Genomic DNA, 8,910 nt, shown 5'->3' on the forward strand with positions numbered 1-8,910 from the left:
GGCGCGCGGGGGGGTCGAGCGGGGCTCAGAGCCCCGGCGGAAGCGCTCGGCGCACGTCGCGCTGGCCGTTGGCGACCCCCATCCCCACGCTGATCCCGAAGGCGAGCGCGGTCCCCCCGCCCACCAGCGGGAGGAGCGCAACGATGGGGCTGGCGATGATCGCGGCGCCGAAGCCGGCCAGGAGCGGGGCGATACCCGACTGCGCGGCGTCGACGTAGCGGAGTCGCTCGCGGACGAAGGCGCGCGATTGCGTGTAGCCGATGACCACCGCCGCAATCGTGGCGGCGAATCCAAGCAGTCCAAGCATGGCGGTACTCCTGGGAAGCGACCGGGCGCTCGACGCGGACCCGTGTGCAGGATCCTACGGCCGCGCGGAGGCGAGGTTTCGTCGGGACGCGGCCCGCGCCTCGGCCAGCTCGCCCCGGGGCGCGCGCGCCCGGATGGGAGACGGTAGCTTGGGGATGTCCGGCGACGACGGCCGACACCCGCCCTCGTCTCGCCTCGCCTCGCCTCGCCTCGCCTCGCCCTGCACGTTCCACCCCGCCCGCGATGATCGCCGCCGTCATTCCGCGTTTCGGCCCCCCCGAAGTCCTCCAACTCCGGGAGGTCCCGCCTCCCACGCCGTCATCGCACGAGGTGCTGGTGCGTGTGCACGCCTCGGCACTCAATCGCGCCGACCTGCTGCAACGCGTCGGGCGCTACCCCGCCCCCGCCGGATGGCCGGCCGACATCCCGGGGCTGGAGTTCGCGGGCGAGGTGGCGGCGACCGGGAGCGACGCCACGCGCTGGCGCCCGGGCGACCGGGTGTTCGGCCTGGCCGGCGGCGGGGCGCATGCCGAGTACCTCGTGGTGCACGAGGCCACGATCGCCGCCATTCCCGATGCACTCACGTGGCACGAGGCGGCGGCGATCCCCGAGGCCTTCATCACCGCCCACGACGCGATGGTCACCCAGGGGGGACTGCGCGCCGGCGAGTTCGTCGTCGTGCACGCGGTCGCCAGTGGCGTCGGGCTCGCGGCCGTGCAGGTCGCGCGCGCGTGGGGGGCGCGCACCTTCGGGACGTCGCGCAACGCCAGCAAGCTCGCGATCGCGCAATCGTTAGGCATGGACGAGGGCATCGCGCTCCCCGTCGCGCTCGACCCCTTCGCCCCCGCCGTGGCCGCGTGGAGCGGCGGACACGGCGCCGACCTCACGCTCGACCTCGTGGGGGGCGGCTACCTCCCCGCCAGCATCCAGGCGGCCGCGCCGCGCGGGCGGATCCTCCTCGTCGGCGCCGTCGGCGGCGGTACCGCCCAGGTGGACGTGCGGCAGATCCTCGGAAAGCGCCTGACGCTGCAGGGGACGGTGATGCGCGCCCGATCGCTGGAGGAGCGGATCGCCGTCGCCGCTCGCTTCGCGGCCGAGGTCGTCCCGCGCGTGGCGCGAGGGGAGCTGGTCCCCTCGATCGACGCCGTCTTCCCGCTGTCGGAGATCGCCGCCGCGCACCGACGCCTCGAGTCGAACGAGACGGTCGGGAAGGTCGTCATCGAGCTCCCGACGCGCTGAGCCGACGCGCTGAGCCGACGCGCTGAGCCGGCGCGCTGAGCCGACGCGCTGAGCCGGCGCGCTGAGCCGGCGCGCTGAGCCGGCGCGATGAGCCGGCGCGCTGAGCCGGAGAGTACTTGCAGGCGAAGCCGTGTGTATTTATGCATTATACATGCATAAGTTCGCACGCCAGCGCCGCGCCGCCTCCCGGGCGCGCTCCCCCCGCCCGCACCTCAGCGCCACCCACGTGGTGCGCGGAGCGGTCGCGTCCGACGTCGGGGACATTCACGCCCTGGTGGCGCGCCACGCCCCATCGGGGACGCTCCTCCCGCGCACCCTCGACGAGATCGCGGCCGCCATCCAGGACTACGTGGTGGTGGCCGATGGGCAGGGGAGCGTGATGGCGTGCGCGGCGTTGCAGGAGTATTCGCCGTCGCTGGGCGAGGTGAGTTCGGTCGTGGTGGCGCCCGAGGCGCAGGGGCAGGGGCTGGGGAGCATCGCCGTGCGCGCGGTCGAGGCGATGGCCCGTCGCCGCGGTATCGACGAACTGTTCGCCCTCACCCTGGCCGACGGCTTCTTCGACTCCCTCGGGTACGAGCGGTGTGCGGTCGCCCGCTATCCCGAGAAGCTCGCCCGCTACGAGCAGCTCGTGCGCCGTGGCGTCGCGATCATCCCCAAGTCCTGCTATCGCAAGACCCCTGCCTGGGGGTAAGGCGTCAGCGGGGGGTGGGGACGCCGACGATCGCGAGGCGATCGCCCGCGGGTGACACGGCGAGCCGCGTGATGCCGCCGACCCCGGCTCCCGCCAGGTCGGCGACCTCTTCCCACGTGGCGCGTTTCGCGACGTCGCACACGAGAAGCCGGCTCCCACTGCCGGCAATCAGGCGACCATCCGGAAGCCACGCGTAGTCCTCGACGCCCTGCGGGAGGCGCGCGAGCGGACGCATGGCGCGCGTCCGGACGTCGAGTTCCATGACCCAGGAGGCGTTCTCGTACGCCTTGCTCACGAAGCTGATGTGGGATCCGCCCGGAATGCGGTGGAGCGACCGCCCGATGTTGGCCATGAGCGTGTCGCTGCGCCCGGTGGACAGGTCGCCCAGCACGAGCACGGGCGGGGTCCCGAGGACGAACATCGCGATGTGGGTCGCGTCGGCCCAGGCGTGATAGCCGACGGGCTTCAGCGCGGGGAAGATGACCGACTCCTCCATCCCCGCCCCCTGGCGGAGGGGGATGCGCCAGAGGCGCTGCGTGGAGTCGCGCTCGACGCGGATCACCGAGATCGCGCCCCCGCCCGGGACCTCGGCCGCCGAGTACTCGCTCTCCGGGGCGGTGGCGGTGACCCGCGTGGTCCGCGCGGTGGCGATGACGTAGCGGTAGATGTCCGCCTGTGCATCCTCACGCGTGGAGGTGTAGAAGATCGCTCCGCCGTCCCGCGTGAACGACGGCTGGTTGTCGTAGCCCGGACGGCCGGTGACGTTGCGCGGCGTTCCCACGCGCAGGGCACCGTCACGCAGCTCTATCGAGGCGAGATAGACATCGGTCTCACCCTGGGCGCGCCCCGCGGCGGGGAGGGTGACGAGGAGCGCTGTGGCGAGCGCGAGGGCTCGGCGGTCGAGGGTCGCGGACATGGCGTGGAAGTTCGTGGCGATGCCGGAGGATAGCGAGACGCCAGGCGCTTCGCATCGGCCGTCCGGCGAGGCGTCGCCCCCCCGCGCGCCGCGCGAAACCCGCTCGCGCGCGGCCGGATTCGAGCTCACTCACGCCCGCGGCATCACGCCCCGGTTGTGCGCCTCCCTGCCGGTCGGCACTTTCTCCCCCCCGCCCGGCTCCTCGCCCCCCGTTCGGCGCGCCCACCTCGGACACCGCCAGGAGAATCCCCGATGCTCGGCCTGATGCAGGAAGTCCCCCTGTCCATCCCGATGATGTTGCGGCGCACGCGCGACCTCTTTCCCGAGAAGCTCGTGATCTCGCGCCGCCCCGACCGGAGCATCACGCGCACGTCGTATCGCGAGGTGCTGGAGCGCGCCGGCCGCCTGGCACATGCGCTGCGCGTGCTTGGGGTGCGCGATGGCGATCGCGTGGCCACCCTGGCGTGGAACCATCAGCGCCACCTCGAGGCGTACTTCGCGATCCCGTCGTCCGGCGCGGTGCTCCACACGCTCAACCTGCGCCTGCACCCCAGCGACCTGGCGTACATCATCTCCCATGCCGACGACCGGGTCGTCCTGGTGGACCAAGTACTGTGGCCGCTGTGGGAGAAGGTCGCGCCGCTGGTCCGGGTCGCGCACGTGATCGTGATGGGCGACGGGGGCGAGACGCCGGCAGGTGCAATCGACTACGAGGCGCTCCTGGCCGGCGCCCCCGATGCCCCGTTCCCGTTCGACGACCGCGACGAGCGCACGGCGGCCGCCATGTGCTACACCTCGGGGACGACCGGGCGCCCCAAGGGCGTGCTCTACTCGCACCGGGCCATCACGCTGCACACGATGATGTCGCTCGCGGCCGACGGCCCGGGCATCAGCGAGCGGGACGTGCTGCTGCCGGTCGTCCCGATGTTCCACGTCAACGCGTGGGGGTTCCCGTTCACCGCGGCCTTCGTCGGGGCGTCGCAGGTGCACCCCGGGCCGCACCTGGATCCCGCCTCCCTCCTGGACCTGATGGCCGGCGAGCGGGTGACGATGGCGGCCGGCGTCCCGACCATCTGGCTCGGCATCCTGCAGGCGCTCGACCAGGCCCCCGGCAAGTGGAACCTCTCGGCGCTGCGCATGACGCTGGTGGGCGGGGCGGCCCCCCCGGAGGCGATGATCCGCGGCTTCAAGCAGCGCCACGGCGTCGTCGTGCAGCAGGGGTGGGGGATGACCGAGATGACCCCGATCGGGACGGTGTCGCACCTGCGCGGCGAGCACGAGGCGCTTCCGGAGCACGAGAAGTACCATCTGCTCGCCAAGGCCGGCTACCCGGTCATCGGGGTCGAGATTCGCGCCCGCAGCGAGGGAGGGCTCCTCCCCTGGGACGGGACGACGATGGGCGAGCTCGAGGTGCGGGGGCCGTGGATCGCCCGCGAGTACTACCGACCCGAGGAGGAGATCACGCAGTTCACGGAGGACGGCTGGTTCCGCACCGGCGACATCGTGACCATTGCGCCTGACGGCTGCGTCACCATCACCGACCGCGCCAAGGACGTGATCAAGTCCGGCGGCGAGTGGGTGAGCTCGGTGGCGCTGGAGGGGGCGCTGATGGGGCACACCGAGGTCTTCGAGGCGGCGGTGGTGGGACTCCCCCATTCCCGATGGTCCGAGCGCCCCTTTGCCGTCGTGGTGCGCAAGCCGGGAGCGCAGGTGGACGAGCAGGCGCTCAAGGCCTGGCTGGCGGAGCGCTTCGCCACCTGGTGGGTCCCCGACGCGATGACATTCGTCGATGCCCTCCCCAAGACGGGGACGGGCAAGGTGCAGAAATCGGTCTTGCGCGAGCAGTATCGCGACCGCTACGCCCACGCCGCCGACGCGATCCAGCTCCCTCCGGCGGAAGCCGAGGCGTAGCGCGGGGGACGGCGAGCGCACCGCCCCCCGCAGGGGCGGCGCGCCGCCGTATCTTCATGGCGACCCGACCGGCCATGGCGCACACGGCACCTCCTCGCCCCGCCCCCTCCTCCCCCGCCCCGCCGCGCCGCATCCTCCTCGTGGATGCGGACGCGTTCTTCGTGGCGGTCGCGCGGATGGTCGACCCCGAGGGAGCCGGCAAGGCGCGCCTCCTCATCGTCGGCGGCGCGCCGGGGTCGCGCGGCGTTGTCTGCTCGGCGTCGTACGAGACCCGGCAGTACGGCGTCCGCTCGGCGATGCCGATCGCCCGGGCGATGCGCCTCTGCCCCCAGGCCATGTGCGTCCCCGTGCCTCGCGGCGCGTGCGGGCGCAAGAGCCGCGAGATCGCTGCCGTCCTTCAGCGCTTCGCCCCGGTGGTGCAGGCGGCGAGCATCGACGAGTGGTACCTCGACCTGACGGGGACCGAGGCGCTCTACCGTGGCGCGCCGCTGGACGACGTGGCCCACCGCATCCGGGACGCCGTGCACCAGGCGACCGGGCTCTCCGTATCGTTAGGCGGCGGCACCAACAAGCTGGTCGCCAAGCTGGCCGTGGAGTTCGCCAAGCCCCGGCCCGGGACGGACGGGACCGGCGTCTGCATCGTCCCCCCGGGCGAGGAAGCGCGCTTCCTGCAGCAGGTCCCCCTCGCCGACATCCCCGGTGTCGGGCCGCGCCTGCGCGACCGGCTCCAGGCGCTCGGGCTCCGCACCGTCCCCGACGTCACCGGCGCGGGGCTCGCGGCGCTGGAGCGGATGCTGGGCGAACGCGCGGGGCAATGGCTGTTCGACCGCGCACGGGGAATCGGGAGCACCGAGGTGGTGGCGCGCGAACGCCCGAAGAGCGTGAGCCATGAGGACACCTTTCCGCACGACCTCGACGACGACGCGGCGCTGGAGGCAGAGCTGGTGCGCCTGGTGACGCGCGTCGCCTCGGACCTCCGGGCCCGGGGGCTCGCGGCGCGCACGATCTCGGTCAAGCTGAAGGACGCCGACTTCCGCCTTCGCGGCGCCAGCCGGACGCTCGATGCACCGGTGGTGGCCGACCGCGTGATCCGCGCCATCGCGCGCGAGCTGCTGCAGCGGCTGCGCGCCGCGCGTCGCATCCCGGCCCGGCTCCTCGGCGTGGGGCTCTCGGGACTCGGCGAGAGCGAGGAGGCCGACCAGCTGTCGCTCTTTGGGGAGGAATCGGCACCGGCGGAACGCGAAACCGCGCGTGACCGCGCCCTGGCGACCGCCGTCGACCAGCTACGCGCCAGGTTCGGGAGCGCGGCGATCGTCCCGGGCCGCCTCGCCGTGCGCGCGCGTGCGCCTAACGCTGCCCGGGCTGGGGAAGCCCCGCCCCCAGCGCCAGGGCGAGGCGCTCGACCGTCCGGTCGTTGAGGCTCAGGATCACCGCGGCCAGGTTGTTCGACGTGACCAGCGTGGGCGGCGCCTTCCACATCACGCGCGTCCCGCGAGGGGCAACGGTCGCGCTGTCCAGGGCGTCGGTGTCGCGCGCACGCGCCGCGGCCGAGGGGTACAGGAAGACCTGCAACTCGTGGTCGGGGCCGCCGACCTGATACAGGATTCCCTCCACGGCGAAGAACGGGTGGCGCACGGGCGCTGGCTGGCGCTCGGCGACGACGCCGGCGCGCAGCAGGCGATCCTCGACGGCGCACGGGGTCCAGTCGCCCTCGAGTGCGCACGCCGGCTTCGACCCCGGGGCGGGCGACGCCGGTGCCCCAGCGCCGCCCGCGGGGGGCGGTGCCTTTTCCCCCTCCCGCGGCGCTGGCCCGGAGCAGGCGGACAGGAGCGCGACGAGCAGGAGGCCAGCGGACAGCCGCGCGAGCCGCCGCCCCTCGATGCTGGAGCAAACATGGGGAGCCATGCCGCGGAAGCTAGCGCCGGCGCGTCGACCGGCGCGAGCGCTCCGCCCCCTCTACCAATTCCGCGCACTCCTCGTTCATTTCTGTCGGTCTGGCGCCGGGAGGTGCCCGATGCACCAACCTGCACGCGACACCCGGACGAACGAGCAGAGGCGATGAGAGCAGACGAGATCGACTATCGGTTGGTTGGCGACGACCTGCAAGGCGTGGTGGTGACGCTCGATCCCGGCGAGGCGGTCGTGGCCGAGGCTGGGGCGATGATGTACATGCAGGACGGGATCCGGATGGCCACCACGCTCGACCAGACCGGGCGCGGGGGTGGATTGTTCGACAAGCTGATGTCGGCCGGAAAGCGCGTCCTGTCGGGCGACTCGTTCTTCGTGACGTTCTTCATGAACGAATCGACGCGGCGCCGCGACGTGGCCTTCGCCTCGCCCTATCCGGGGAAGATCCAGCCCATCGACCTGCGCACGTGGGGCGGGACGCTGATCGCCCAGAAGGACTCGTTCCTGTGCGGGGCGCGCGGGGTGGACGTCAGCATCGCCTTCGCGCGCCGCATCGGCGCCGGCTTCTTCGGGGGAGAGGGGTTCATACTCCAGAAGCTGCTGGGAGACGGGCTCGTCTTCCTTCACGCCTCCGGGACGCTCATGGAGATGGAACTCGCCGCCGGCGAGCAGCTGCGGGTCGACACGGGGTGCCTGGTCGCGATGCAGCCGTCGGTGGGCTACGACATCCAGATGGTACCGGGCGTCAAGACGGCGCTGTTCGGGGGAGAGGGGCTCTTCCTCGTGCAGCTGACGGGTCCAGGGCGGGTCATCCTCCAGACGCTCCCGTTCTCGCGCCTGGCGGACCGCATCATCGCGGCCGCGCCGCGGGCGGGCGGCGCGCGGCGCGAGGAAGGATCGGTGCTGGGCGCGCTGGGCGGGATGCTGGACGGAGACCGCTGATGTCGGGACGACTGGGGCGGGTGAGGTGCGCCGCGCTGCCGGCGGTACCGGCGGTACCGGCGGTGCCGGCATTGCTGGCGCTGCTGGCGGTGCTGGGGGCAGCCGCCCCGGCGACCGCGCAACAGAACCTCGACACCGTGCGGGTGACGGTGCAGCCGGTGGCCGGCAACGTGCACGTCCTGTTCGGGAGCGGAGGGAACATGGCGCTCCTGGCCGGCGATGACGGGGCGGTGCTCGTCGACGACCAGTATGCCCCGCTGCGCGAGCGAATCCGGGCCGCGGTGGCCACCGTCAGCCGCACGCCCGTGCGCTTCGTGATCAACACGCACGTGCACGGCGACCACACCGGCGGGAACGAGAACTTCGGCCGCACCGGGGCGGTGATCGTGGCGCACGACAACGTGCGCACGCGCCTGAGCGCCGAGCAGTTCAACGCCCGGCTGAACCGGCGGACCCCGGCCGCGCCGCGCGGCGCCCTCCCGATCGTCAGCTTCAGCGAGTCGGTCACGTTCCACCTGAACGGCGACTCGGTGCGCGTGGTGCACCTCCCGCCGGCCCATACCGACGGCGATGCGTACATCCACTTCACCCGGGCGAACGTGATCCACACGGGCGACGTCTTCAACAACGGCGCCTACCCGCTGGTCGACACGTACAGCGGCGGATCGATCGATGGCTACATCACGGCGATCGACGCGGTGCTTGCGGTGGCCGACGACCGCACCAGGATCATCCCCGGGCACGGGCCGGTGGCCACGCGCGCCGACCTGGTGGAGTATCGCCGCGTGGTCGCGACCATCCGCGACCGCGTCCTCGCGCTGGTGCGGGCGGGGAAGAGCCTCACCGAGGCGGCCGCGGCCAAGCCGACGGCCGAGTTCGACGACCGGTGGGGGAAGGGGTTCGTGACCCCCGACTTCCTCCTCGACGTCGTCTACAACGACCTCAAGGCGCGGCACGGAAGTCGTTAGGCGCGCCGGCACGGCGCGCCGGCTCGGCG

9 protein-coding genes are annotated in these 8,910 nt (G+C 72.8%); 6 read left to right on the forward strand and 3 right to left on the reverse strand.

Going from position 1 to position 8,910, the window contains the following annotated elements; all coding sequences use genetic code 11:
* Positions 1 to 25: 25 nt before the first annotated feature.
* Positions 26 to 307 carry a hypothetical protein gene (locus ABS52_09730; protein ODT03470.1) on the reverse strand — a complete coding sequence of 94 codons (282 nt, stop codon included), beginning with the start codon at positions 305 to 307 and terminating at the stop codon, positions 26 to 28.
* Between the two features lie 242 nt (positions 308 to 549).
* On the opposite strand from ABS52_09730, the gene ABS52_09735 reads away from it, so the two are divergent.
* Positions 550 to 1,545, forward strand: coding sequence for a hypothetical protein (locus ABS52_09735; GenBank protein ODT03471.1), 996 nt, complete (start codon positions 550 to 552; stop codon positions 1,543 to 1,545).
* Positions 1,546 to 1,771: 226 nt separating this feature from the next.
* Positions 1,772 to 2,236, forward strand: coding sequence for a hypothetical protein (locus tag ABS52_09740; protein ODT03472.1), 465 nt, complete (start codon positions 1,772 to 1,774; stop codon positions 2,234 to 2,236).
* Positions 2,237 to 2,240: 4 nt separating this feature from the next.
* On the opposite strand, the gene ABS52_09745 is transcribed toward ABS52_09740, so the two are convergent.
* The gene (locus ABS52_09745; GenBank protein ID ODT03473.1) at positions 2,241 to 3,152 is read right to left on the reverse strand and encodes a hypothetical protein; all 912 of its coding nucleotides are present in this window, start codon (positions 3,150 to 3,152) and stop codon (positions 2,241 to 2,243) included.
* A 252-nt stretch (positions 3,153 to 3,404) separates the two neighbouring features.
* On the opposite strand from ABS52_09745, the gene ABS52_09750 reads away from it, so the two are divergent.
* On the forward strand, positions 3,405 to 5,063 hold the full coding sequence (locus tag ABS52_09750) for a long-chain fatty acid--CoA ligase (protein ID ODT03474.1): 1,659 nt from the start codon (positions 3,405 to 3,407) through the stop codon (positions 5,061 to 5,063).
* Positions 5,064 to 5,137: 74 nt separating this feature from the next.
* Positions 5,138 to 6,481 (forward strand): hypothetical protein, encoded by a 1,344-nt coding sequence (locus ABS52_09755; protein ID ODT03475.1) that lies wholly within the window; start codon positions 5,138 to 5,140, stop codon positions 6,479 to 6,481.
* On the opposite strand, the gene ABS52_09760 is transcribed toward ABS52_09755, so the two are convergent.
* The gene (locus tag ABS52_09760; protein ID ODT03476.1) at positions 6,411 to 6,698 is read right to left on the reverse strand and encodes a hypothetical protein; all 288 of its coding nucleotides are present in this window, start codon (positions 6,696 to 6,698) and stop codon (positions 6,411 to 6,413) included. The two genes, ABS52_09755 and ABS52_09760, sit on opposite strands and share 71 nt — an antisense overlap.
* A 423-nt stretch (positions 6,699 to 7,121) precedes the next feature.
* On the opposite strand from ABS52_09760, the gene ABS52_09765 reads away from it, so the two are divergent.
* Together ABS52_09765 and ABS52_09770 are read left to right on the forward strand one after the other, a co-directional pair.
* Complete coding sequence (locus ABS52_09765; protein ODT03477.1) at positions 7,122 to 7,913, forward strand: TIGR00266 family protein; 792 nt, start codon at positions 7,122 to 7,124, stop codon at positions 7,911 to 7,913.
* A gap of 80 nt (positions 7,914 to 7,993) precedes the next feature.
* The gene (locus tag ABS52_09770) at positions 7,994 to 8,881 is read left to right on the forward strand and encodes an MBL fold metallo-hydrolase (protein ODT03489.1); all 888 of its coding nucleotides are present in this window, start codon (positions 7,994 to 7,996) and stop codon (positions 8,879 to 8,881) included.
* Positions 8,882 to 8,910 lie beyond the last annotated feature (29 nt).

Source organism: Gemmatimonadetes bacterium SCN 70-22, assembly GCA_001724275.1.
Taxonomy (GTDB): domain Bacteria; phylum Gemmatimonadota; class Gemmatimonadetes; order Gemmatimonadales; family Gemmatimonadaceae; genus SCN-70-22.